General features: G+C 33.8%; 21 protein-coding genes. 14 read left to right on the top strand and 7 right to left on the bottom strand.

Annotated features, from left to right (window positions below):
- Positions 1-223 precede the first annotated feature (223 nt).
- Together DFQ10_RS13555 and DFQ10_RS13550 are read left to right on the top strand one after the other, a co-directional pair.
- Positions 224-652 carry a hypothetical protein gene (locus DFQ10_RS13555; protein ID WP_147299224.1) on the top strand — a complete coding sequence of 143 codons (429 nt, stop codon included), beginning with the start codon at positions 224-226 and terminating at the stop codon, positions 650-652.
- A 28-nt stretch (positions 653-680) separates the two neighbouring features.
- Complete coding sequence (locus tag DFQ10_RS13550; protein ID WP_115817969.1) at positions 681-5,786, top strand: CUB domain-containing protein; 5,106 nt, start codon at positions 681-683, stop codon at positions 5,784-5,786.
- Here DFQ10_RS13550 and DFQ10_RS13545 read toward each other — a convergent pair.
- Positions 5,776-6,105 carry a hypothetical protein gene (locus DFQ10_RS13545; protein WP_115817968.1) on the bottom strand — a complete coding sequence of 110 codons (330 nt, stop codon included), beginning with the start codon at positions 6,103-6,105 and terminating at the stop codon, positions 5,776-5,778. The two genes, DFQ10_RS13550 and DFQ10_RS13545, sit on opposite strands and share 11 nt — an antisense overlap.
- A 50-nt stretch (positions 6,106-6,155) precedes the next feature.
- On the opposite strand from DFQ10_RS13545, the gene DFQ10_RS13540 reads away from it, so the two are divergent.
- The 6 genes from DFQ10_RS13540 to dnaG all read left to right on the top strand — a co-directional run bounded on the left by DFQ10_RS13540 (position 6,156) and on the right by dnaG (position 13,561).
- Positions 6,156-6,341, top strand: a complete 186-nt coding sequence (locus tag DFQ10_RS13540; protein WP_115817967.1) for a DUF5522 domain-containing protein — start codon at positions 6,156-6,158, stop codon at positions 6,339-6,341.
- Positions 6,341-8,344: a urocanate hydratase gene (locus DFQ10_RS13535; RefSeq protein WP_115817966.1), complete on the top strand. Its 2,004-nt coding sequence runs from the start codon at positions 6,341-6,343 to the stop codon at positions 8,342-8,344. Before DFQ10_RS13540 ends, DFQ10_RS13535 begins: the two co-directional genes overlap by 1 nt.
- 29 nt (positions 8,345-8,373) lie before the next feature.
- Positions 8,374-8,922, top strand: coding sequence for a DUF4136 domain-containing protein (locus DFQ10_RS13530; protein WP_115818011.1), 549 nt, complete (start codon positions 8,374-8,376; stop codon positions 8,920-8,922).
- Between the two features lie 119 nt (positions 8,923-9,041).
- Positions 9,042-10,943 (top strand): SulP family inorganic anion transporter, encoded by a 1,902-nt coding sequence (locus DFQ10_RS13525; RefSeq protein WP_245940711.1) that lies wholly within the window; start codon positions 9,042-9,044, stop codon positions 10,941-10,943.
- A 137-nt stretch (positions 10,944-11,080) separates the two neighbouring features.
- Positions 11,081-11,272: a cold-shock protein gene (locus DFQ10_RS13520; protein ID WP_020895249.1), complete on the top strand. Its 192-nt coding sequence runs from the start codon at positions 11,081-11,083 to the stop codon at positions 11,270-11,272.
- Positions 11,273-11,596: 324 nt separating this feature from the next.
- On the top strand, positions 11,597-13,561 hold the full coding sequence (dnaG, locus tag DFQ10_RS13515; protein ID WP_115817965.1) for a DNA primase: 1,965 nt from the start codon (positions 11,597-11,599) through the stop codon (positions 13,559-13,561).
- Here dnaG and DFQ10_RS13510 read toward each other — a convergent pair whose 3' ends face one another.
- Both DFQ10_RS13510 and nadE read right to left on the bottom strand, forming a co-directional pair.
- Positions 13,562-14,191, bottom strand: coding sequence for a response regulator (locus tag DFQ10_RS13510; RefSeq protein ID WP_115817964.1), 630 nt, complete (start codon positions 14,189-14,191; stop codon positions 13,562-13,564).
- Positions 14,192-14,327: 136 nt separating this feature from the next.
- Positions 14,328-15,116: an NAD(+) synthase gene (gene nadE / locus DFQ10_RS13505; RefSeq protein ID WP_115817963.1), complete on the bottom strand. Its 789-nt coding sequence runs from the start codon at positions 15,114-15,116 to the stop codon at positions 14,328-14,330.
- An 85-nt stretch (positions 15,117-15,201) separates the two neighbouring features.
- Here nadE and gldB point away from each other — a divergent pair, with 85 nt between their 5' ends.
- Entirely contained in the window at positions 15,202-16,164 is a 963-nt protein-coding gene (gldB, locus tag DFQ10_RS13500; RefSeq protein ID WP_245940710.1) for a gliding motility lipoprotein GldB, read from the top strand.
- Positions 16,164-16,499 carry a gliding motility protein GldC gene (gene gldC, locus DFQ10_RS13495; RefSeq protein ID WP_115817962.1) on the top strand — a complete coding sequence of 112 codons (336 nt, stop codon included), beginning with the start codon at positions 16,164-16,166 and terminating at the stop codon, positions 16,497-16,499. The genes gldB and gldC overlap by 1 nt, the downstream gene beginning before the upstream one ends.
- 104 nt (positions 16,500-16,603) lie before the next feature.
- Here the strand turns inward: gldC and DFQ10_RS13490 are convergent, their stop codons facing one another.
- From DFQ10_RS13490 to DFQ10_RS13480, 3 genes are all read right to left on the bottom strand, one after another.
- A complete protein-coding gene (locus DFQ10_RS13490; RefSeq protein WP_147299223.1) occupies positions 16,604-17,611 on the bottom strand; it encodes a hypothetical protein in 1,008 nt (335 codons plus the stop codon).
- A gap of 263 nt (positions 17,612-17,874) precedes the next feature.
- On the bottom strand, positions 17,875-18,645 hold the full coding sequence (locus tag DFQ10_RS13485) for a hypothetical protein (protein ID WP_115817960.1): 771 nt from the start codon (positions 18,643-18,645) through the stop codon (positions 17,875-17,877).
- A gap of 496 nt (positions 18,646-19,141) precedes the next feature.
- Complete coding sequence (locus DFQ10_RS13480) at positions 19,142-19,834, bottom strand: hypothetical protein (protein ID WP_147299222.1); 693 nt, start codon at positions 19,832-19,834, stop codon at positions 19,142-19,144.
- 172 nt (positions 19,835-20,006) lie between these two features.
- Between DFQ10_RS13480 and DFQ10_RS13475 the strand changes: the two genes are divergently transcribed.
- Positions 20,007-20,630, top strand: coding sequence for a DUF4230 domain-containing protein (locus tag DFQ10_RS13475; RefSeq protein ID WP_115817958.1), 624 nt, complete (start codon positions 20,007-20,009; stop codon positions 20,628-20,630).
- 2 nt (positions 20,631-20,632) lie between these two features.
- Here the strand turns inward: DFQ10_RS13475 and DFQ10_RS13470 are convergent, their stop codons facing one another.
- Entirely contained in the window at positions 20,633-20,941 is a 309-nt protein-coding gene (locus DFQ10_RS13470; RefSeq protein WP_115817957.1) for a rhodanese-like domain-containing protein, read from the bottom strand.
- 113 nt (positions 20,942-21,054) lie between these two features.
- On the opposite strand from DFQ10_RS13470, the gene DFQ10_RS13465 reads away from it, so the two are divergent.
- The 3 genes from DFQ10_RS13465 to paaA all read left to right on the top strand — a co-directional run bounded on the left by DFQ10_RS13465 (position 21,055) and on the right by paaA (position 23,831).
- Positions 21,055-21,624, top strand: coding sequence for a TetR/AcrR family transcriptional regulator (locus DFQ10_RS13465; RefSeq protein WP_115817956.1), 570 nt, complete (start codon positions 21,055-21,057; stop codon positions 21,622-21,624).
- Positions 21,625-21,692: 68 nt separating this feature from the next.
- Positions 21,693-22,766 carry an FAD-binding oxidoreductase gene (locus tag DFQ10_RS13460; protein ID WP_115817955.1) on the top strand — a complete coding sequence of 358 codons (1,074 nt, stop codon included), beginning with the start codon at positions 21,693-21,695 and terminating at the stop codon, positions 22,764-22,766.
- A gap of 108 nt (positions 22,767-22,874) precedes the next feature.
- Positions 22,875-23,831 carry a 1,2-phenylacetyl-CoA epoxidase subunit PaaA gene (paaA, locus tag DFQ10_RS13455; RefSeq protein ID WP_115817954.1) on the top strand — a complete coding sequence of 319 codons (957 nt, stop codon included), beginning with the start codon at positions 22,875-22,877 and terminating at the stop codon, positions 23,829-23,831.
- The last annotated feature ends 52 nt before the right edge of the window (positions 23,832-23,883 follow it).

The following is a 23,883-nucleotide window of genomic DNA, read 5'->3' as shown; positions in this document are numbered from 1 at the left end:
ATCCTCTGAAAAAGAGGGTAATACCAAATTTAACGTTATCATCATTCGGTTTTTTCAATATTTTATCAAAAATTTTAAATTAATCCTTGAAAAAACGTTAAAATCTATAATTTTTCTTACATTTAAGAATCAAAGCCCTCAAAATCTACATTTTACAAATAACCTCTACTAGAGCACAAACTGTGACATTTATGGTACAGTCTCATCCAAATACAGAGGTTATATGATTAAAATTTTACTTTATTTTTTACTCGCTTTTATGTGCGCTCCAGCTTCTGGGCAACAAACCAACACAAGCTCAAATAATTGTGTAGAGCATTTTACCATTATAGGCCAAAGTGTCCCAAAACCAAATGAACCCGTAAATGAAACTCTCATTTCTTGGGATTTCTCTCAAACACCTCATAAAGAACATCTAGAAGCGGCTATAGAAGTACAACCATTAAGCAGTTGCTGGAATGGCTTGGATGGGAAAATTAGAGGGCAAATCAAAATTTTTAAGATTTCGGATATTTCTAAAAATAGCATTGGAGACCTCACCATAACCTATAGAGACCTAAATGCTAAATGCTTTAAATGGCAAGCCGTCATTATAGATACCGAGACCAACTGCACCACTGAAACCGAATGGCAATTCATTAGTTTTTTGTAATTATTAATAGCGCATAATACTAAACACTATGAAAAAAACAATACTCATACTCACACTATTTATGGCTATTAATTGGTCATTTTCTCAAGGCACAGATATCTTAAGTGCTGAACAGTTTTGTTCTGGTAATTCACAATTAACTTTTAATAATGTGTATGGTGGTACAGACTTTACACCTGTTGGATGTTTAGGCTCTATACCTAATGCCAGTTATTTCTATATGGTTATTGATCAACCAGGAGATTTGTATTTTGATATCGACCAAGAAGATCTTTTTGGCAACCCTATCGATGTCGATTTTATTGCTTGGGGACCGTTTACCGATATTAATGATGCCAATACAAACATTAGTTATACAGATTGCGCTGCCTGCCCAAACAACACCACAGATCCAACATTTTACCCTTATGCCACAGATATTATAACGGACTGTAGTTTTGATATTGCTCCAACAGAATTAATGTCCATTTTAAATGCATTACCCGGACAAGTTTATGTAGTATTAATAACTAATTTTGATGGTGATGAAGGGATTATTAACTTTCAGCAAAGTGGAGGTGGTGGCACCACTTCCTGTTTATCCTTACCTGTATGTGGTAATGTATATATTGATGCAGGCGGAACTACTAATAATTATGCCGGTGATGAAACCACAACGATAACTCCTTATTTTGCAGGAGGAACGGTCACTGTAGATTTTACAGTTGTTGACATTCCGGATGCAGGAGATGTGTTAACCGTATATAACGGCCCTGATAATAGCTACCCTGTTTTGGGTACAGTATCAGGACTGCCTGCCATATTCACATCAAGTGTTGCAGGAAATCCTACAGGAGCTATAACTTTTGAATTTATAAGCGACAACGATAGCAATGTTGGTACAGGCTGGGAAGCCGATATCACTTGCGACCCTCCACCAGCACCACCATCTTGTGGTGAAACATTTTATGATAATGGTGGTGCAGGAGGCAACTATGTGGCAAACGAATCGCAAGTGGTAAACATTTTTCCAGATACTCCTGGCGATATTATAACCGTAACATTTACAGCATTTAATACCGAAAGCGGTAATGATGTATTAACTGTTTATGATGGTCCTAATACCACCTATCCTATAATTGGAACGTATTCTGGCTCTACTATTCCAGGCCCTTTTACGTCTACTGACTATTCTGGAGCACTTACATTTGTATTCACGAGCAACAATAGCATACAAAGCAGTGGATGGGCAGCTGACATCACCTGTTTCACACCACCAACGTGCGGTAATACATTTTATGATAGTGGAGGACCAAGTGGAGATTATATCTCTAATGAATTAGAAACCACCACATTTTTTCCTGATACTCCTGGCGATGTTGTAACAGCTACATTTACTGCGTTTTATACTGAATTTATAGATGATCTTTACGTTTATGATGGACCTGATGATAGTTATCCACTTATTGGTGTATTTTCAGGTACAACAATTCCGGGTCCTTTTACATCTACAGATGCTTCAGGTGCTTTAACCTTTGTGTTTGATAGCGATGGCTCTGTTGAATACAGTGGCTGGGAAGCTAATTTAACTTGTAGCACACCTGTTTGTGGCAGTACAGTTTACGACAGTGGTGGAGCAGGTGGAAATTACGCTGCAAACGAAACAACCACAACCACCTATTACCCAGACACTGCTGGTTACTTAGTTACAACTACCTTTACAGCATTTAATACCCAAAATGGCACTGATATCTTAACTATTTATGATGGTCCTGATGCCACCTATCCTTTATTGGGTGCGTTCTCGGGAACAACAATTCCTGGTGCTTTTACATCTTCCGATTTAACTACAGGTGCGCTTACCTTCGTCTTTACCAGTAATGGTTCGATTCAAAATAACGGTTGGTCCGCTGATATAACTTGCGTACCTCTGCCAGATTGTGGTAGTACATTTTATGATAGTGGTGGCTCAAGTGGAAATTACTCACCATCTGAATTAGAAACCACCACTTTTTTTCCAGATTTTCCGGGAGATATTGTAGTCGTGACCTTTACGGCTTTTAATATTGAAGATGGGTATGATGATCTATATGTCTATGATGGTCCTGATGACACCTATCCTTTAATTGGAATATTTACAGGTTCAGTAATTCCGGGTCCGTTTACATCTACCGATCCTTCAGGAGCCTTAACTTTTGTATTTGATAGTGATGGATCTTATCAATTAAGTGGTTGGGCTGCTGATATTACGTGCATATCATTATGTGACGACTATATAACTGCTACTACAGATGGCGAAAACTGTGGAGAAGGCACAATAGATTTAAACGCTACAGCAACATCGGGAGCAACAGATTTTTATTGGTACACAACAGCTTCAGGCGGAACACCAATAGCTACAACCTTAACAGGAGATTGGATAACACCTATTATTACAAGTACAACAACGTATTACGTCTCTGTATATAATGGCACTTGTGAATCTGATAGAATCCCTATTGTAGCTAACATACTTCCTGAACCAAGTGATGTAACCATAAGCATAACTCCAACACCTATTGGAGCAACCGGTTGCAATTTACAATATGCTGAATTAACGGCATCAGGTGGAGAATTTAGTAGCGCAATAACCCAGACAGTTTTAGAGCTAGATTTTGAAAGCGGACTAACAGATAACATATCAGGCACTTGGTCTACAATCAACAATTCAATTGGTGGTACGCCAGCCAATGCTGCTTGGACGATTAGACCTGATTCTTATTACGCATTTATTTATACATTCAATTCTAATGACACCTCAAATTTTATACTTTCAGATAGTGATGATCAAGGTTCAGGAGGCAACACAAACACTGAACTTACATCACCAGTGTATTCATTAGAATTTTTCACAAGTGCGTCCTTAAGTTATTATCACCATTACAATGATTTTGGCAGTACAGATAATGCACGAGTAGAAATATCAACCGATGGTGGAACAACATGGGAGACCGCAACCTCTTTAAGACAATACACCACTGATCAAGGTGATAGCGATGATTTTACTCAAGACACCATTGATTTATCTGCTTATTTGGGACAAACCACATTACAAATACGCTTTAAGTACACAGCGGCTTGGGATATATTTTGGGCAATAGATAATATTACTTTAGAAGGAGAAATGAATATACCTTCTAGTGACATAATATGGTCTCCAACAAATGGACTATTTACAGATGCTTCACTAACCACACCTTATAATGGAGATCCAGCAGCAACAGTATATGCTGCCCCAAATGGCACCCAAATTTATACCGCTACTGCAGAAGGCCTTAATGGATGTATTAAAACCGAAACAGTATCTATAACCCGAAACGGTAAAACGTGGAATGGGTCCCAAGACTCTAATTGGTATGTAGCCAATAATTGGACACCTTCAGGAGTTCCTACTATTGATGATTGCATTGAAATTCCAGATAATGCTTTGGTTCCTAATTATCCAATTACAGATAAATTTCAAACACCTCCACCAATTCCTCCACTACCAGCACAAGCGAGAAATGTTACCCTTTTAGATGGTGCCTATATAGAAATTGAAACCAACACCGAACTCATTATTCAGGAATGGTTAGATGTTCAAGGCTCTGCCATTTTCAACCTTAAGAGTAGTGCTAGTTTAATTCAAATTGAAGATACTGCAACTAATACCGGAAATATACATATGCAACGCTCACCAAACTTTGACGGCAGTGCTATTGCAGGATCAGAATATGTGTATTGGTCTTCTCCTGTAGATAACTTTCAAGTGAATGCTATTTCTCCAGGCTCAGCACAATTGTACTATTGGCAAGCTACAGTCGCAGGTAATGGTGTAGGAAACCATGGCAATTGGTACGGAGCTTCAGGCACAATGGAAGATGGAGCAGGTTATATTGTTAAAGGTTTAGCAGGCACACCAACCACCATACCTACAACAGCTTATGCTGTGCCAAATAATACGGCACTCTTTAGTGGTGTTCCTAAAAATGGTGTCCTTACAAGACAAATATTTCATGGAGGCTATAATGGTGGACCATATGCAGGAGTCGGAAATACAGCAACAAACGAAGATGACAATTGGAATTTAATTGGAAACCCTTACCCTTCAGCCATCTCAGCTAATGCATTTACAAACTTAAATACCAATATAAATGGAACCGTTTACTTATGGGATCATAACGGAGCAGCTGTTTCTGCAATAGACCCATTTTACGAAAACTATGTTTATAATTACGATGATAATGATTACATAGAGCACAATAATACAGGCTCAAATCCTCCAGGCATAAATGATTTATTTATTGCTTCTGGTCAAGCGTTCTTTGTTCTAATGAACAATAGTGCATCCTCTGGATCTAATGTTACATTCAACAATAGCATGAGACAAGCGATTCCTAACTATAATAACAATGTTTTCTCCAGAAATAGTGAGACTGAAGAAAGCCAAAATTATAACGAAAAACATAGAATATGGTTTGATTTATTATCTCCAAATAATGTCACCAACTCTATATTGGTAGGATATGTTCACAATGCAACTAACAGTTTTGACCGTTTATATGATGGTTACGACTTTAGCAGTGGAGACAATAGTGGTTTTTATTCTATTTTAGACAATGAAGGGTTATCCATACAGGGTAGAGCTTTACCATTTTCTGAAGAAGACACTGTACCTTTAGGAATCATTGCAAATGAAACAGGCAGCCACACCATAACCATAAATACTGTAGATGGTTTATTTTTAAACGAAACGCAAAACATCTATATTGAAGATACAGCACTTAACATTATACATGATATTCGTATTTCACCTTATCAATTTACAATTGGTGCAGGCGTCCATAATGATAGATTTATTTTAAGGTACACTAACAACAACCTTAGCATAAAAGATTTAGACACGATATCTGGCATCAAAGTATTTGAAGAAAACGATCAATTGGTAGTGACCTCTGAGCATGGCACCATTGCATCTATTGATGTTTATGACATTTTAGGGCGCACACTTTTTTATAATCACTCAATTAATTTAGATAGATATCAAATTTCAGAATTTAGTCCTAAAAACGCGACATTGCTATTAAGAATAAAGCTCGTTAACGGACAACAAAAAATAGCGAAAGTTATTTTCTAAAATAATTTAAAGTATTGAATTTAGGCCTTGATTTTAAATAATCGAGGTCTTTTTCGTTTGTATAAGCTTCGCGTTCAAAAGAAATATTTCTATAAGCCACATCCCAGTTTCTAAATTGTATTAATCGGAATAAAAATTCTAGCGTATAGATTATATAAAACGGAAGAATGAGCCATTCTAGTTGTTGCTTTAAATGAATTTTTTCATGATTAATGAGCGCTTTATTGGCTTTTAAAGTTTTTGTTTTTAAAACCATAAATGGAAAAATGGTAATTCCTAAATAGCCTTTTGGCACTATATATTTTGAAATCAATATCATAGTTTATTCGTTTCAAAAATCACACCAAATTACATTATCTTTGTTATACTATGAAAAAATACGTCCCAATAGAAGACGGTGACTTCTATCTTACACCAGAAGGTTATCGCTGTTTTACTGAGCAATACCATTTAAAACGTGGCTATTGCTGCGAAAGTGGTTGCAGACATTGCCCATACGGATTTAACACTGCAACTCTACTTAAGACCAATAAAAATACATTAAAGAAAAAGTAATGCATACAACCACAGCACACTCATTTAAAGCACAAATATTAGAAGGCATTCCCAATCCTTTACCAGAACAAAAACCTTTTGAAGCAAACATCAACCACGCCCCAAAACGCAAAACAATTCTATCTAAAGAAGAAGAAAAACTAGCTCTAAGAAATGCGTTACGCTATTTTGATAAGAAGGATCATAAAACCTTATTACCAGAATTTAAAAATGAATTAGACACCTATGGTCGTATCTACATGTATCGCTTAAGGCCAGATTATAAAATGTATGCGAGACCAATTAGCGAATATCCTGCAAAATCAACGCAAGCAGCAGCGATTATGCTAATGATTCAGAATAACTTGGATTATGCAGTTGCACAACACCCACACGAGCTCATTACCTATGGTGGTAATGGTGGAGTGTTTTCTAATTGGGCACAATACCGCTTAACAATGAAATATTTAGCGGAAATGAATGATGAGCAAACATTAGTCATGTATTCTGGTCATCCTATGGGTTTATTTCCTTCGCATAAAGAAGCACCTAGAGTTGTGGTTACAAATGGTATGATGATTCCTAACTACTCTAAACCCGATGATTGGGAAAAATTCAACGCCCTAGGAGTAACACAATACGGACAAATGACGGCTGGTAGCTATATGTATATTGGACCACAAGGTATTGTGCATGGTACAACTATAACGGTCCTTAATGGTTTTAGAAAAATAAAAAAAGAGCCTAAAGGCAATTTATTTGTAACCTCAGGATTAGGAGGTATGTCTGGCGCACAACCAAAAGCTGGAAACATTGCTGGTTGTATTACGGTGTGTGCAGAAGTAAATCCTAAAATCACTCAAGTAAGACTCGACCAAGGTTGGATAGATGAAAAAATTACCGATTTAGATCAATTGGTTAGTCGTGTTAATAAAGCTAAAGCCGAAAAAGAAACCATTTCTATCGCTTACCTAGGAAACATCGTTGAGGTTTGGGAAAAATTTGATGAAGCTAATATTCATATCGACTTAGGTAGTGACCAAACGTCATTACACAATCCATGGGCAGGTGGTTATTATCCGGTTGACATTTCATTTGAAGATGCCAACACCATGATGGCAAACCAACCTGATTTATTTAAGGAAAAAGTACAAGCAACCTTACGCAGACATACAGCTGCAATAAACAAACACACAGCAAAGGGTACGTATTTCTTTGATTATGGCAATGCCTTTTTACTAGAAGCCTCACGTGCTGGTGCAGATATTATGGCTGATAATGGTATTGATTTTAAATACCCTAGTTACGTTCAAGATATTATGGGACCTATGTGCTTTGATTATGGGTTTGGTCCATTTAGATGGGTTTGCGCATCTGGAAAACCTGAAGATTTAGCCAAAACCGATGATATAGCTTGCAAGGTTTTAGAGGATATAAAAAAGAATTCTCCTGAAGAAATTCAGCAACAAATGGCTGATAATATTCAGTGGATAAAAGGAGCACAAAACAACAAACTCGTTGTAGGCTCACAAGCCCGAATATTATATGCCGATGCAGAAGGTAGAATGAAAATTGCCGAAGCATTTAATAAAGCCATTGCAAATGGAGATATTGGAACAGTTATATTAGGCAGAGACCACCATGATGTATCTGGAACAGATTCTCCATATAGAGAAACTAGCAACATTTACGACGGCTCGCGTTTTACTGCCGATATGGCCATTCAAAACGTTATTGGAGATAGCTTTAGAGGAGCTACTTGGGTAAGCATACACAATGGTGGAGGTGTTGGCTGGGGAGAAGTCATTAATGGTGGATTTGGTATGGTTCTTGATGGTACTATAGAGGCATCTAACCGTCTAAAACAGATGCTATTTTGGGATGTTAATAACGGAATTTCAAGACGAAGTTGGGCAAGAAATGAAGGAGCTGTTTTTGCAATAAAACGTGCTATGGAAACAGAACCTAATTTAAAAGTAACTTTACCAAATTTTGTTGATGATGATTTATTAGAACATATATAATTTTAAAAAAAAGCGATATGAAAAATTCAATGAAACCACTTAAAGTATTACCAGCCTTAATTTTACTACTGGTATTAACATCTTGCAGCTCTGTAAGAGTTGCAACTGATTACGACAGAGAAGCGAATTTTGACAACTACAAAACTTTTGCATTTTTCAAACCCGGAATTGACAAAGCAGAAATTAACGATCTAGATAAAAGACGTATTCTTAGAGCTATTGAAGCCGAATTAATGGCCAATGGTTATACCAAATCTGAAAACCCAGATATGCTAGTTAGCATATTCACCAAATCTAATCAACGTGTTGATATTTACAACAACGCTTGGGGTAATGGTGCTTGGGGTTGGGGAGGCTATGGTGGTTGGGGCTGGAGATCTGGCTGGAACAACAACCAAGTAACAACAACTACAGAAGGCGTATTATATATTGATCTTATAGACGCACAAAAGAAAGAACTTATCTGGCAAGGCTCTGGAACTGGGAATCTTGAAACTAGAAATGTTGAAAAGAAAGAAGTACGTGTTAAAGAATTTGTATCACAAATGCTGATGCAATTTCCACCAGAAAAAAAATAAGCGAATAAAACATGTAATAAAGAGCATTGGGAAACCAATGCTTTTTTTGTTTAATTAAATCAGGCTTTTTAGGTTAAATTCAAAAAGGCTATCTTTGCCGCCTTTTAATTTTAAGAACTATGATGCTAGGCAAAAATACCATTAAAAAAATCACACAAAACCCTAAAAATGACATCCTTGCAGGTATAACTGTATCACTAGCAATGATTCCTGAGGTTGTAGCTTTTGCTTTTGTTGCACAAATAAGCCCTATTGTAGCCCTTTTTGGTGCTTTTATAATTGGTATTATTTCTGCCCTTTTTGGAGGTAGACCAGGTTTAATTTCTGGAGCTGCAGGTGCAGTTGCTGTAATTTTTGTTCACATGATACAAGAAGGACACGCTAAAGGTCTTTTGTTTGATACACCAGTAGAGAACATGGGTTATTTCTATTTACTAGCAGCCGTTGTTTTAATGGGAATTATTCAAATTCTAGCCGGTGTTTTTAAACTTGGAAAGTTTGTGCGTTTAATTCCACACCCTGTAATGATGGGATTTGTTAATGGATTAGCCATTGTTATTTTTATGGCGCAACTAGGTATGTTTAAAGAAAATACAAAGGATATTTTTGGACAAAACATGCGTAAAACCGAATCTAAAGAACTCGTATATAAAGTTAGTGATAATACGGTAAGAGACTTAATCTCTGACACTGAATTATTTTTAATACAAGGTGAAAATGTAATTAATAAAAACACCAACAAAGCTGTTTTTGTAATCGCAGACAACCAAGTTTATGATATTAATACAAAAAAAGTCGTTTTCAATTACAATGATAATGGCTTCTATTCTGTAACAGATAACGGAGTGGTTAAATCTATTATGCAAGGCAATAAGCTCTATATAATGATAGGTCTTGTACTATTAACTATGTTTATTATTTGGGGCTTACCTAAATTAACCAAAAAATTACCAGCTGCCTTAACCGCAATTTTAATTGTGACTTTAATCTCTATTTTTGGTGGACTACAATCTATAAATGTTGGAGATTTTATTAGAGATGGCGGAGGTGCTGGCTTAAATGGTTTTGATGAATTATCTAGTAAACTTAACCTCTTAGAACTCTGGAGTAACCTACCATTTAACTTAGATACTTTAAAATTTATAGCGCCTTATGCATTCTTAGCTGCATCTGTAGGATTAATTGAAACACTTATGACCATGAATCTCGTGGATGAATTAACAGATTCTAGAGGTAATGGCAATAGAGAGTGTATCGCTCAAGGTAGTGGAAACATGCTTAGTGGCATCTTTGGAGGAACTGGTGGTTGCGGAATGATTGGACAAACTGTAATTAACATTAATGCAGGCGGAAGAGGACGTTTGTCTGGTGTGATGATGGCGTTAACTTTGTTGACTTTTATCCTTTTTGCTGACAAATATATTGAGCAAGTGCCAATCGCTGCTTTAGTTGGTGTGATGTTTATGATGGTTATAGAAACTTTTGCATGGTCTAGTTTCCGAATTATGAAAAAAATACCAATGTCTGATGCTATTGTACTTATCATTGTTTCCATTGTAACTGTGGTCTTTGATTTAGCTATTGCGGTATTTGTTGGTGTTATTATTTCGGCATTATCTTTTGCATGGGAAAATGCGAAGAGAATTAGAGCCAGAAAACGTTTTAAAACAGATGGCACAAAAACTTACGAAATTTGGGGACCTTTATTCTTTGGAAGCATAACATCTTTTAACGAAAAATTTGATATTAAAAACGATCCAGACATAGTAGAGATAGATTTTGTTGAAGCGAGAATCTCAGATCATTCGGCTATTGAAGCTATTTTCATTTTAGTTGAAAAGTATCAAGCTATCGGAAAGACCATAAAATTAAAGCATTTAAGTGAAGACTGTAAAGTATTACTTTACAAAGCCAATCCTAAATTTAAGGATGTCATTATAGAGGCAATTGACGATCCTCGTTACCATTTAGCAGAGAATCCAGAAAAATTCACAAAACCATTATCTGAATATAATATATAATCAACCCTTTTAAACCAAATTACAGACTAAGGGTTAGATAGTTAACATAAAATAATATAATAAAAAATAAGCGCATTAAAATAATTGATATTCAACTATTTAGATTATATTTGCACCTTAATTTAATATATTTTAATATGAGTACTGGTACAGTAAAATTTTTTAATGACTCTAAAGGTTTTGGATTCATAACAGAAGAAGGAAACAACAAAGAGCATTTTGTACACATTTCTGGTTTAGTCGATGAGATTAGAGAAGGAGATAATGTAGAATTCGATTTAGCAGAAGGAAAAAAAGGATTAAATGCAGTAAATGTAAAAGTTATATAATTATATACCTTTCAATCTTTTTAAGAATAGAGCCTGTCTTTTTAGATAGGCTTTTTTTTTGTGCTTAATTTAGGCACAATTTTAAGATTTCACCTTCAATCCTTTTAACTTCTTTCACATTCCCATAATAGGATGCAAAAGTGAAGTTGAGCCAACCTATTATGATTAATAGAATTCAGTTCATATTTCAATACTTGGTATATTTACATAATTATTTCAAACGACTTTCGTTGTTTTATATGAGATAATCAAATTACTTTTCCCGATTAATTTTTAATACGAATTGATTTGTATTAAATTTACAAGCTAGTTAAAATTCTAAATTTGATCTCACAAAATTCCATAGCACAAGTATTTGAAACCGCTCGCGTAGAAGAAGTTATTGGCGATTTTGTGCAACTTAAAAAATCGGGAAGTAATTATAAGGGCTTAAGTCCGTTCAGTGAAGAGCGCTCTCCTAGCTTTATGGTATCACCTGTAAAACAAATTTGGAAAGATTTCTCTAGTGGCAAAGGCGGAAATGCAGTGACGTTTTTAATGGAACATGAGCATTTTACTTACCCAGAAGCTATAAAATATCTCGCCAAAAAGTACAACATAGAAATAGAGGAAACTGAACGTACTGATGAGGAAAAAGAACAAGCAGACACTAGAGAAAGCTTATACTTAGTTAGTGAATATGCCAACACTTATTTTCAAAAAGTATTACACAACACCAACCAAGGTAAAGCTATAGGCTTAAGCTATTTTAAAGAGCGTGGTTTTACAGAAGAAACCATAAAAAAATTTCAATTAGGTTATTCTTTAGACGAATGGCAAGCTTTTACGGATGATGCCTTAGGTAAAGGCTATAATATCAATTTCTTAGAGCAAACAGGTTTAACCATTGTTAAAGGAGAAAAACGTTTCGATAGATTTAAAGGCAGAGTCATGTTCCCTATACATAGTATGAGTGGAAGAATTCTTGGCTTTGGTGGGAGGATTTTGGTAACAGATAAAAAAGCGGCTAAATATTTAAACTCACCAGAAAGCGAAATCTATCATAAAAGCAAGGTGTTGTATGGCTTATTTCATGCTAAACAAAGTATTGCTAAAGAAGATAATTGTTATTTGGTAGAAGGCTATACAGATGTGATTCAGTTTCATCAAACCGGTATTACAAATGTGGTATCATCTTCTGGAACAGCTTTATCTGCAGATCAAATTCGATTAATTAATAGACTTACCAATAATATTACAGTGCTTTTTGATGGTGATGCAGCAGGAATAAGAGCTTCTATTAGAGGTATAGATTTAATTTTGGAACAGGGTGTAAACGTGAAAATTTGTACGTTTCCAGATGGAGAAGATCCTGATAGTTTTTCTAGGTCAAATACGTTAGAAGAACTTACTAAATATCTTAATGACAATGCTAAGGATTTTATTCAGTTTAAAGCCTCACTATTAGTAAAAGAAGCGAATAACGATCCTATTAAGAAAGCTGAAACCATTAGAGATATTGTAAATAGTATTGCTAAGATTCCAGATCAAATAAAACGCGAAATCTATATCCAAGAGTGTGCTTGTATTATGGATATTAGTGAAGAGGTGTTGTTTAGCACTTTAGCGCAGATTAATAAAAAAGAGAGTCAAGAGGAGAATAAAAATTATAAACAAGACCAAAAAGCATTTCAAGTTGTTAAAAACGAACCTCAGCCTAAGCAAAAAGTAGATGTTCAATTTGAATTAGAACGAAAGATTATTGAAATCCTAATGCTTTATGGAGATAGAGTTGAGCAGTTTGAAGATTTAATATTAACTGAAGACGAAACTTCTAAAGAATTAGTATTAGAACCAACCAAGCATGAAACACGAGTATTTGAAAAAGTATATTTAGATCTTCAAGAAGATGAAATGCAATTTTCAAACCCACAGTTTAAAGCCCTCTATTACTCTATTATTGATAAATTGAATCAAGATGAAGACTTTTCAACCAAAAATTTCATCAATCAATTAGACCAAGATTCTGCAAGCACAGTAACTACTATTTTAATGGAGGATGAACGCTACAATCTTCACGATTGGGAACGCAATCAAATTGTTCCAAAAGAAAAGAAAGATTCTGTTTCTCAATTAGTAAGTCAAACTATTTTAAGCTTACGCTGTCATTTAATTGACCAAAAAGTTGCGGAATATAAAAATGAGACTTTAAACGCAAATGCTGATACACGCACCATTATGGAAGATGTAAAAGATTACGTTGGTCTTAAAATGTTGTTATCTCGTAAATTAGGAAAAGTACTTAGCTAATTATGTTAAGTTATGATGCTTAGCTTGATGAATTAAATCTACAATATTAGTTACATTAAGCTTTTTAAACAATCTAGCTTTATAAGTGCTCACTGTTTTTTCGTTAATATCTAATTCTTGTGCAATTTCTTTATTTTTTCTACCTATAGAAAGTAGCTTTAAAACTTCAACTTCTCTAGTTGACAGCTTTTTAAACATACGACTTCTGCTCTTTCGTGTATCTTCATATCGAAAATGCTTATCCATTTTCTCACTAAGTGATGTTTCTCCTGTACTAATTTTTCGCACAGCAGCTTCAATTTCATCAACACTAGCAGTTTTATTTAAGTAACCCGAAGCTCCAGCTTTAAGCGTGCTAATAGCGTAAATTTCTTCAGGCTGATGACTAAACATCAAAACATTTACAGACTTGTTTTCTTTTTTAATAGCTCTAAGTGCCGTAATACCATTAAGCTCTGGTAAATCGATTTCTGATATAATAACATCAACATTGTGGTGACGTACAAATTCAAATATCTCAATTCCACTACCTAAACTGCCAATAACTTTAAAATCTGGCTTACTATTTAAGAATAATTCTAATCCAGTTCTAACGATAGGATGACTGTCAACAATCAAAATATTTATCATGACAATTGTATTTTTGGTTTTCGGTTAGGGTTAATAATTTACAATTAATAGCGTAATTAAATACAACGTAGAGAGTTATATACAAAAATAGTTAAAAATTAATAAATTAGCTGTTTTATTCTCTAAAATGCAATTATTATTTTAAATTATTAGGAATTTCACAAACTGGTATTGCAATCATTTTGTGCTTGTTTGATGTATTATAACGCATAAATATTTCAAACACCGTACGTTTTCTACCCTCAAAATCTTCGGCTGTTTTACCCTCATCTTTCATTTGCATAGCCCATTCTAATTCCGGATAGGATGCACCAATTTGATCTTCATCACTACGTGCATCACCAAACAATCCATCACTAGGAGCGGCTTTAAGAATAGACTCTGGTACATCAAGATATTTACCTATGTTATAAACTTCAGACTTCATTAAATCTGCTATAGGACTTAAATCTACTCCACCATCGCCATATTTTGTATAAAAACCGACACCAAAATCTTCTACCTTATTACCTGTACCTGCAACTAAAAGTCCTAAAAGACCTGCATGATAATATAAAGTAGTCATACGTAAACGTGCTCTAGTATTGGCTAAAGCCATATCTACTGTCGCTTGTTTACCTTCTAAACTTACCTCTGTTTTAAATTCTTCAAACACAGGCGTTAAATCTACAACGGTATCTTTCACATTAGGAAAACGCTTTTTTAACTGTGCAATATGCTCTTGTGCTCTAGTGACATGACTAGGCGCTTGGTGAATAGGCATTTCTATACATAAAAGATCCAAACCGGTTTTTGCACAAAGTGTTGAAGTTACAGCAGAATCTATTCCGCCAGAAATACCAATAACAAAACCATTGACACCAGCTTTTGTAGCGTAATCTTTTAACCAATTTACAATATAATCTACGACCTTTTCAGTTTGCATAATTTTTGAGTTTTTAAAACAAAGAAGTGTACCTTTGCACAACAAAAATAACAGAATCGAGTTAGGATTAAAAATGTTTTGCCAAATGCATATCAAATTTTACGTTTTATTAATAGTCGGATTTATGCTTCTGTCTTGTGATGAGGAGTCTAAAGTTGAAAAAGAAATTGCAAATATTGAAGCAGATTTTACCGTAGAACGTTTTGATAAAGCTTTCTCAGAAGCACAACCTAAAGATTTACCAAGGCTAAAGAGCGCTTATCCCTTTTTATTTTCTAAACATGTGCCAGATTCTATTTGGATTCAGAGAATTAATGATACAATGCAAAATGAATTGTTAGCAGAAGTTCAAAATAAATTCTCAGATTTCAGTGCACCAAAACAAGAGCTAAAAGGCCTATTTCAACATTTAAAGTACTACGATAAGACATTTACCACACCACGTGTAATTACGCTTACTAACGATGTAGCATATAGAGATAAAACGATTGTAAATGACTCCTTAGTTCTTATTGCCTTAGATAATTATTTAGGTGCAGAACATGAATTTTATCAAAATATCCCAATGTATATAACGGCTAATATGCAAAAAAGCCAAATAGTATCGGATGTAACAAATGGTTATGCTAAAAAATACATGTTTCAAACCAACAGAAAAACGTTGTTAGATGAAATGATTTATTTTGGAAAACTACTCTACTTTAAAGATCTAATGATTCCTTTTAAGTCTGATGCAGAAAAAATAGGATATACTGAAGCTCAATTAAAATGGGCAGAAGCAAATGAAAGCCCAATTTGGAGCTATTTCATTGAAAAAGAACACTTATACGACACAGATCCTAAATTGCCAAATCGTTTTATAGCAGATGCACCATTCTCTAAATTTTATTTAGAATTAGATAATGAATCTCCTGGACGTTTAGGTCAGTATTTAGGATGGCAAATTGTAAAAGCTTATGCTGAAACATCAGGCGAAGACATTATGACAATTATGCAAACCGAACCAGAAATTATATTTAGAAAATCGAAATTTAAACCAAAAAAATAATGTCTAAAGTTATAAAATCTAAAATCGTATTAAACGTAGAACTTGATGAAAACCGTGTGCCAGAAAAATTAAATTGGTCGGCACAAGATGGTAATGTTGACAATGAAGAAGCTAAAGCCATAATGTTATCAGTTTGGGACAGTAATGCTCAAGAAACCTTAAAAATAGACTTATGGACTAAAGATATGCCTGTTGATGAAATGAAGCTTTTTTTCCATCAAACTTTAGTGACCATGAGCGATACCTTTTTAAGAGCAACTCAAGATGAAAAAATGACAGCAACTATGAAAGATTTTTGTGATTATTTCGCTGAGAAACTAGAACTTAAACAGTAATTTTATTACGTGTCATTTAATATCAGAAAACAAAAAATCTCAGATTAATAATTAATCTGAGATTTTTTGTTTTATAACTATAAGGTGTTTATTAGAAAATGTGATTATAAATCACTTGCCTCTGTTTCATTTACCTTTTTATAGTAAGGCTTCATATTATAACTCTCTGAAGCTACTTTTGTAAAATCGGTTTTGTTTAATCTTTTGTGTTCTACAAATTTAGGTGGATCATATACCGTCCAAACTGTAAGCTCATTTAATCGACCTGCTTTGGTTTTCATGTCAATTTCAATCTTCCTAATCATTCTATCAACAGTTTCTTGATCTCCTAATTTCTGTATCTTTTGTGAACTTTGGCCATTATTAATTTTATACTCAACCCAATAAGTACTAACAATTCTATTTGCTCTAGCAGCATCTACTACTCTAGTTGATCTTTTAGGTTTTGTGGTTGTTTCTGATTTTGTATTAAATAATGATAAGCTACTCTTTTTAGGTGCTTTAGCTTTAACAGGCGCTCTTTTCTCCACTTTAGCTACAGTAGGTTTAGGTTCTGCTTTTTTACCAGCTACTGCTAAATCTGTCTTTTTAATATTACTTTCTTCACCAAATATCTCATTATTTAATGGAGGCACATTTTCCGCTATAATTTCAGCTTCTTCCTCCACTTCTATTCCAGAGGTTTCTATTGATGTTTCAATACTAGCTACAACTTCTTTCTTTGGTGCTGTCTTTTTACCAAAAAGGTCCGAGCTATCAGCAACCAAAATATCTTGTTTAGGTAAATTAAAAGACTCGTTTCTTAATAAGGTAATAACAATCAACTTATCACTTAGCAATGCTTCAACAATATATCGACCAACAGGAATGTCAGCAATTGGAATTACGGCTTCAGTATCTCTTACCTTTATTACACGCTCAAAGTCATCATTAAAGATCACCACTTCGTAAACCGTGCGTTCACATTTAAAAATTAGGCTATCGCCAGCTTCATTAAGGTTGTGTTCAAGCTCATTTGCTCTAACATTAACATTTTGAAATAATGTAGATTTTTGACCATAAGTAATGGTCGTCAAAAGTAAGAATACAATTGTGTGTAGTAGTCTTGTCATAAGTAGGTTTTTTTGTTTTGGGGAAACAATTTTTTCACAAGGAAAAAGCAAATATGTACAATTCCTTGTTAAAATCAAAGATATAAGTATATATTTCTACTATTTTATAATTTAGATAGACAACCTATTTCCATGGTTAACATGCATTAGCACTCGATATAAAACAAAAAACACAGTACAAAAAGACGTTTCTTTTTGTAGAATTTCATAATTAAATTCAAGATCGCTTTTTATACAAAATTTCAAAAATAAAATACAGATTACTAGAGGTTTGCAACTTTAGCATGTGTAGAATAATACGGTGTTGTATTAAATAAATCTGACGTTAATGAATAGAAAAAATTAGGATTAGTCATCTGATGCTCCATGAATTCTGTGGTGTTATAAACCTCCCAAACCGTTAATTCATTTAATTTACCAGATACGCTGTTTAATTCTTGTTTATGCCTTAAAATCAATCTTCCTACAGCTTCTTCATCCATCAATTTCATGGTTTTGCAAGATCCGCTTTCATTATTAACCTTGGTTACTACCCAATAAAATTTTTGATTTTTCTTAGTTTGCTGTTTTGCATTAGAACCTGTTAAAATGAATACAATACTTTTATTAGGCACTGTTTTTATGACATTTAAAGATTCATCTAACATCATACCTTTTCCTTCTGCTATAGTATGGTTTTTATCTGACATCTCAGAATTAGCTTCATCAGTATGAATGTCGTAACGCATCAATCCCATAATTATAACTTTATCAGCCAATTTAACTTCGACAACAAATTTACCCTCTGGTATGTGTTCTAATGAGATTTGAGCTTTAAAACCATCTATGAGAACAATCTTTTCAAAATCTTCATTAAAAATTTCAGCATGAAGAATCTTAGTGTCAGAACCTAACAATAAACTATCCTTAGTCTGGTTTAAACTATGCTTTAATTCTTTAGCTTTTGGATTGTTATTTTTTATTAATGTAAAATTCTGACCATAATTAATTAAAGTCGCGAATAGGATAAGTAGAGTGCATATGTTCTTCGTCATAATAGTCACTTTTAGATTAGAGGGAATTACAAAAACAACATACTTAATGCAGCTAGTTTTACTTGTAATTGGGACTAAGTTATAACCTTACAACAGAACTATTATAGATTTAAGATATGTTGCATTTTTTATAGACTATACACCCTCATGCACGACATACGGCAAAAAAACAGGATTTAATTATACGTAAATTAGCATATATTATCTTGTAATTATTTAAAATCAACCTAGTTAAAAAATAATATTTGGAATCATTTTTACATCTATTCTATGATGAATTTTAAATATTATTAAGATAAAAAAGAAGGCGAAATTGCACATTAAGAGTGTCAACCTCTAAAACTAAATTAGATTAATAATACAAGCTTTTACATAAGCTTATTTTAGACAAGTAGTTACCTGTAAAAAATCTTAAACTGTTTTTGCTGATCTATTAGAAGGCATAGTAAACTACTATAATTACGAATGCAGATACAATTATGAGTTATAATTTATATTAAATAGAATATGAAGTCGATGAATAATAAGGTACAACATTAAAGGCCTTAGATTCCGAAGATTTAAAATATGAAGGATTTTTAAACTGATTGCGCATAAATTGAGAAGTATTATAGACCTCATATACAACCAATTTATTGTTCATAGCGATTGCTGTGTTTAATTCTGCTTTATTCTTGGCGATAAGTCTAGAGACCTCTTCTTTATTTTTAAAACCCATCGATTTGGTAGATCCTGAACCTGTAATACTCTCATGTACAACCCAAAATCCAGTTCTTTTTTTAGTTAACTTTTTTACTGAAGTATTATTATCGGAATTTTGATCTTTACTGGCTTCAGCAACGATTATGGATTTTTCAGAAATTTCCGTAGCTTCATTTTTCACTAAATACATAACAATCCATTTGCGCTTTAATCTGGCTTGTATAATAAATTTACCTGCTGGTAAAGTGTCAAGATCGATTACAGATTCATTACCATTTACACTAATGCTTTTCGAATAGTTATCATTAAATATATCAACCTGGTAAATAATTTTATCGCTTTCTAAATATAAACTATCACGATTTTTATTGAGACTTTGTTCTAATTCTCTAGCCTGGAAATTAATGTTTTTTTGAAAAGTTATTTGCTGGCCTTGCATCAAAAAGGAAGAAATCAATAATATTAATGAGGGAAAACTTTTGTTCATTACGTTTGTTGTGGATTAATTAAGTTTTAAAAGAATTATTTAATTATAATGTCTCAATATTTAGACACCTTCAATCCTAATGAGTCACAATTATATCGATGTTAAATTGAAGATTTTTCATAAAATTACAGAGCCATAAGTATTAGTTCTTTTTTAATATTTAAATTAGCATATGCGAAAAATACTATTTGGAGTCATTATTACATTAGTTGTCTTATTCACGTTTAAATATTGTGAAGACAAACAAGAAGATAAAATTGTACTAAAAGAAAGTACAGCTTTAATTCAAGAGCAGATTAAAAATGTTGGTAAGCTAGTGGTTACTGAAGGCCATTTTAGTGAGGTATTTACCTATAAAAACTCAAAAGGAATTTTTGGAGATTATTTGTCTGCCGAGAAAAAAGCCATTGTAGTGGTCAATGCAGATGTCACAGTAGCTTACGATTTAAGTAAAATTGAATACAAAATTGATGAAGCTACAAAAACACTTCAAATCATTAGTATTCCTAAAGAAGAAATTAAGATTAGTCCTGAATTTGAATATTACGATATGCAAGCAGATTTCCTAAATCAATTCGAAGCCAAGGATTACAACGATATAAAGGATACTGTAAAAAAATCTTTAGCAAAAAAAATTGAAGCGTCCGATTTAAAATCTAACGCACAAAATCGATTAATTAGCGAGCTTTCAAAATTCTTTATACTTACCAATTCATTAGGTTGGACATTACAATATAATGAAAGTACAGTTCAAGATTTAAATGAACTTCAGAACTTAGAAGACATTCTAAATTAAGGTTATCCCAACTTGCGTTGTAAACTTCCTATACCTCCACCATTAATAGCATCAATACCGTTTGATTTCAATAGACTTGTTGCACTACCAGAACGCATACCACTTGCACAGTAAGCTATAATAGGCTTATTCAGTTTTTTAATCTCATTAATTCTATTTCCTAATTCCTGAACAGGAATATGTTTAGCATTTTTAATATGACCACCTTGATATTCACTTTTTGTTCTCACATCTAATATCACAGCACCTTTTTCAATATATTCTGCAACATTATCAGTCGATTTTCCAAATAAAGCATTAAATATTCCCATAGTATTTATTTTTTGTCAAAATTCCGAAAAGCAATTAGAACCAAACGTAACCAAAGTTACACTATAAATCTGTTCAACTAAAAAATCTTCTTATTTTAGTGCTCAACAGAACTATGAAAACAGAAACAAGACAACAAGAAATAATAAGAGTAGCAGCTAAACTCTTCAAAGAAAAAGGCTATAGTGCAGTAACTATGCGCGATTTAGCCAAAGCTATGGGAATAAAAGCCGCAAGCCTTTACAATCATATTAACTCTAAGCAAGATATTTTAAATACAATCATTATATCTTTAGCTGAAGAGTTTACAGAAGGCATGAAACAAATTAGCACATCTAATGACACTTGTATAGAAAAACTTAAAAAAATCATTCAATTACACGTTAATATATCTAGTAAAAACAGCTACGGAATGGCATCCTTAAATAATGATTGGATGCATCTAGAAACCCAAAGAACTTACTATAAAAAACTACGAAGCGATTACGAAAATGATTTTAAAACCATACTAGAAGATGGTATAAAAGCTGGCGAAATAGTAAATGCAAAACCAGATGTGATGATGTTTTCTATTTTAACCACCTTGCGCTCACTCTACATCTGGATTCCTAAAAAAGAAGATCTTAGCCTAGAAGAATTAACAAATACCCTAAGCCAAATCTTGATAAAAGGTATTAACAAATAATTTAGATTTTATTTTATAACTTTGTCAAACAAACTAACAAGTGTTAGTTTACTCGTTAAGTATTCTATATGGCAGATTTTTACAATATAAAGATTGCAAACATTTATAAGGAAACAGAAGATACATCAGTTATCACTTTTGCTATTCCAAAAGAATTACATGAATCATTTAAATTCAGACAAGGGCAACACCTTACACTCAAGGCAGATATAAACGGAGAAGATGTACGTCGTTCATATTCCTTGTGTTCAAATCCAGCAGATAATGTATGGCAAGTTGCAGTGAAGCAAATTCCTGGCGGTAAGTTTTCTACCTTTATAAATGAAAAATTAAAAACAGGAGACGAATTAGAAATTATGGCACCAAGCGGAACTTTTGGTGTTCCTGTAAAACCAGAAACTTCTAAAAATTATCTCTTTTTTGCTGCCGGAAGTGGTATTACACCTGTACTCTCCATGATTAAAGCCCACTTAGGGCAAGAGCCAAATGCCACTTGCAAACTGTTTTATGTAAATAAGACAGCAAAATCTATTATCTTTAAAGAAGAACTAGAACAGCTTAGAAATAAATATTTCGGAAGACTAGAAATCTATTATTTCTTAACAAAAGAACGAAGAGATATCGAATTGTTTAATGGACGATTCGACGATGAAAAAATGAAGGTTCTAATAAAGACTTTTATTGATATTCCAGATACAAGTGAAGTCTTTCTTTGTGGACCTGAAAAAATGGTAAATTACGTTAGCGAGTATCTTATTAATGCAGGCTTACCAAAAGAATTAGTGCACTTTGAATTATTCGTAACCGGACTTTCAGAAGAAGATATAAAACGAGCAGAGCGACTGGCACAGCAAAATGTAGAAGGCATTGAAGTCACTATAGTTGATGGAGGAAAAGAATTCTTATTCACCATGACTAAAGAATACGATAACATCTTAGATGCTGCTTTAGGCGCAGGTGCTGATTTACCATTTGCTTGCAAAGGTGGTGTTTGCAGTACTTGTAAATGTAGAGTTATTGAAGGTGCTGTTGAGATGAAAATTAATTATGCGCTAGACGATAAAGAAGTTGCACAACAACTGGTGCTAAGTTGTCAAGCAGTACCAACAACAGAGAAAGTTGTGGTAGACTTTGATGTTTAAAAAAGACTTGTTATTCCTGCCAATTCAGGAATTTGAAAAATATATTGAAAAAGAAAAATTAAGTTCAACATGCTAAAGGCCAAAAGCCAATAGCGAATAGCTATTATGATGAGTGAAGAACAAATTAAAAATTTAGAAGCACAATTTGAAGCACGAATTGCTCGTGACGAAAAGATTGAACCTAAAGATTGGATGCCAGAAAAATATCGTAAAACACATATTAGGCAAATGTCGCAACATGCACATTCAGAAATTGTAGGCATGCTTCCTGAAGGCAATTGGATTACAAGAGCACCTTCGTTAAGACGAAAAGTAGCCTTATTAGCTAAAGTTCAAGATGAAGCTGGTCATGGATTATACCTGTATTCAGCCACTGAAACTTTAGGGATTTCTCGTGAAGAGATGTACGAGCAACTGCATACTGGTAAAGCAAAATATTCTTCAATATTTAATTACCCAACAATAACTTGGGCAGATATGGGAGCGATTGGCTGGCTAGTAGATGGCGCAGCAATTATTAATCAAGTACCTCTCTGTAATACATCTTATGGCCCTTACGCAAGAGCCATGATTCGTGTATGTAAAGAAGAAAGTTTCCATCAGAGACAAGGTTTCGAGATAATGATGAAACTAGCAAATGGCACACCAGAACAGAAAGATATGGCACAAGATGCTTTAAATCGTTGGTGGTGGCCAAGTCTTATGATGTTAGGCCCAACTGATGCAGAGTCTATTCACACAGAACAATCCATGAAATGGAAATTAAAACGTAAATCGAATGATGATTTACGTCAGCAATTTATAGATCAAACCGTGCCTCAAGCTGAGTTAATCGGACTCACAATTCCTGATCCAGATTTAAAATGGAACGACGAAAAAGGGTGTTACGATTTTGGAGAAATTGATTGGGATGAGTTTTGGCAAGTCGTAAAAGGCCACGGACCAATGAACAAAGAACGAATGAAAGCAAGAGTTGGTGCATGGGAAGAAGGAGAATGGGTTCGTGATGCTGCAATGGCATATGCAGAAAAGAAACAAGCAAGAAAACAAAAACAAGCAATTTAAATTTCATCGTCAGTTCGAATGATTTTCTGTCAGATTGAAAGCAGTCGAAATC

It is taken from the genome of Winogradskyella eximia (genome assembly GCF_003386165.1).
GTDB classification, from domain to species: Bacteria; Bacteroidota; Bacteroidia; order Flavobacteriales; family Flavobacteriaceae; genus Winogradskyella; species Winogradskyella eximia.
Note: the sequence above shows the minus strand (reverse complement) of the source record. Positions and strands in the feature narration are given on the sequence as shown.

Excerpts from the sequence above, each read along its gene's own strand:
- DFQ10_RS13550 (WP_115817969.1), top strand. The coding sequence starts at position 681 with ATGAAAAAAACAATACTCATACTCACACTATTTATGGCTATTAATTGG.
- DFQ10_RS13490 (WP_147299223.1), bottom strand. The coding sequence starts at position 17,611 with ATGACAAGACTACTACACACAATTGTATTCTTACTTTTGACGACCATT.
- DFQ10_RS13460 (WP_115817955.1), top strand. The coding sequence starts at position 21,693 with ATGGCAGATTTTTACAATATAAAGATTGCAAACATTTATAAGGAAACA.
- DFQ10_RS13520 (WP_020895249.1), top strand. The coding sequence starts at position 11,081 with ATGAGTACTGGTACAGTAAAATTTTTTAATGACTCTAAAGGTTTTGGA.
- DFQ10_RS13525 (WP_245940711.1), top strand. The coding sequence starts at position 9,042 with ATGATGCTAGGCAAAAATACCATTAAAAAAATCACACAAAACCCTAAA.
- DFQ10_RS13480 (WP_147299222.1), bottom strand. The coding sequence starts at position 19,834 with ATGAACAAAAGTTTTCCCTCATTAATATTATTGATTTCTTCCTTTTTG.
- gldB (WP_245940710.1), top strand. The coding sequence starts at position 15,202 with ATGCATATCAAATTTTACGTTTTATTAATAGTCGGATTTATGCTTCTG.
- gldC (WP_115817962.1), top strand. The coding sequence starts at position 16,164 with ATGTCTAAAGTTATAAAATCTAAAATCGTATTAAACGTAGAACTTGAT.
- paaA (WP_115817954.1), top strand. The coding sequence starts at position 22,875 with ATGAGTGAAGAACAAATTAAAAATTTAGAAGCACAATTTGAAGCACGA.
- DFQ10_RS13465 (WP_115817956.1), top strand. The coding sequence starts at position 21,055 with ATGAAAACAGAAACAAGACAACAAGAAATAATAAGAGTAGCAGCTAAA.
- DFQ10_RS13475 (WP_115817958.1), top strand. The coding sequence starts at position 20,007 with ATGCGAAAAATACTATTTGGAGTCATTATTACATTAGTTGTCTTATTC.
- DFQ10_RS13530 (WP_115818011.1), top strand. The coding sequence starts at position 8,374 with ATGAAACCACTTAAAGTATTACCAGCCTTAATTTTACTACTGGTATTA.
- DFQ10_RS13510 (WP_115817964.1), bottom strand. The coding sequence starts at position 14,191 with ATGATAAATATTTTGATTGTTGACAGTCATCCTATCGTTAGAACTGGA.
- DFQ10_RS13470 (WP_115817957.1), bottom strand. The coding sequence starts at position 20,941 with ATGGGAATATTTAATGCTTTATTTGGAAAATCGACTGATAATGTTGCA.
- DFQ10_RS13540 (WP_115817967.1), top strand. The coding sequence starts at position 6,156 with ATGAAAAAATACGTCCCAATAGAAGACGGTGACTTCTATCTTACACCA.
- DFQ10_RS13535 (WP_115817966.1), top strand. The coding sequence starts at position 6,341 with ATGCATACAACCACAGCACACTCATTTAAAGCACAAATATTAGAAGGC.
- DFQ10_RS13485 (WP_115817960.1), bottom strand. The coding sequence starts at position 18,645 with ATGACGAAGAACATATGCACTCTACTTATCCTATTCGCGACTTTAATT.
- DFQ10_RS13545 (WP_115817968.1), bottom strand. The coding sequence starts at position 6,105 with ATGATATTGATTTCAAAATATATAGTGCCAAAAGGCTATTTAGGAATT.
- nadE (WP_115817963.1), bottom strand. The coding sequence starts at position 15,116 with ATGCAAACTGAAAAGGTCGTAGATTATATTGTAAATTGGTTAAAAGAT.
- DFQ10_RS13555 (WP_147299224.1), top strand. The coding sequence starts at position 224 with ATGATTAAAATTTTACTTTATTTTTTACTCGCTTTTATGTGCGCTCCA.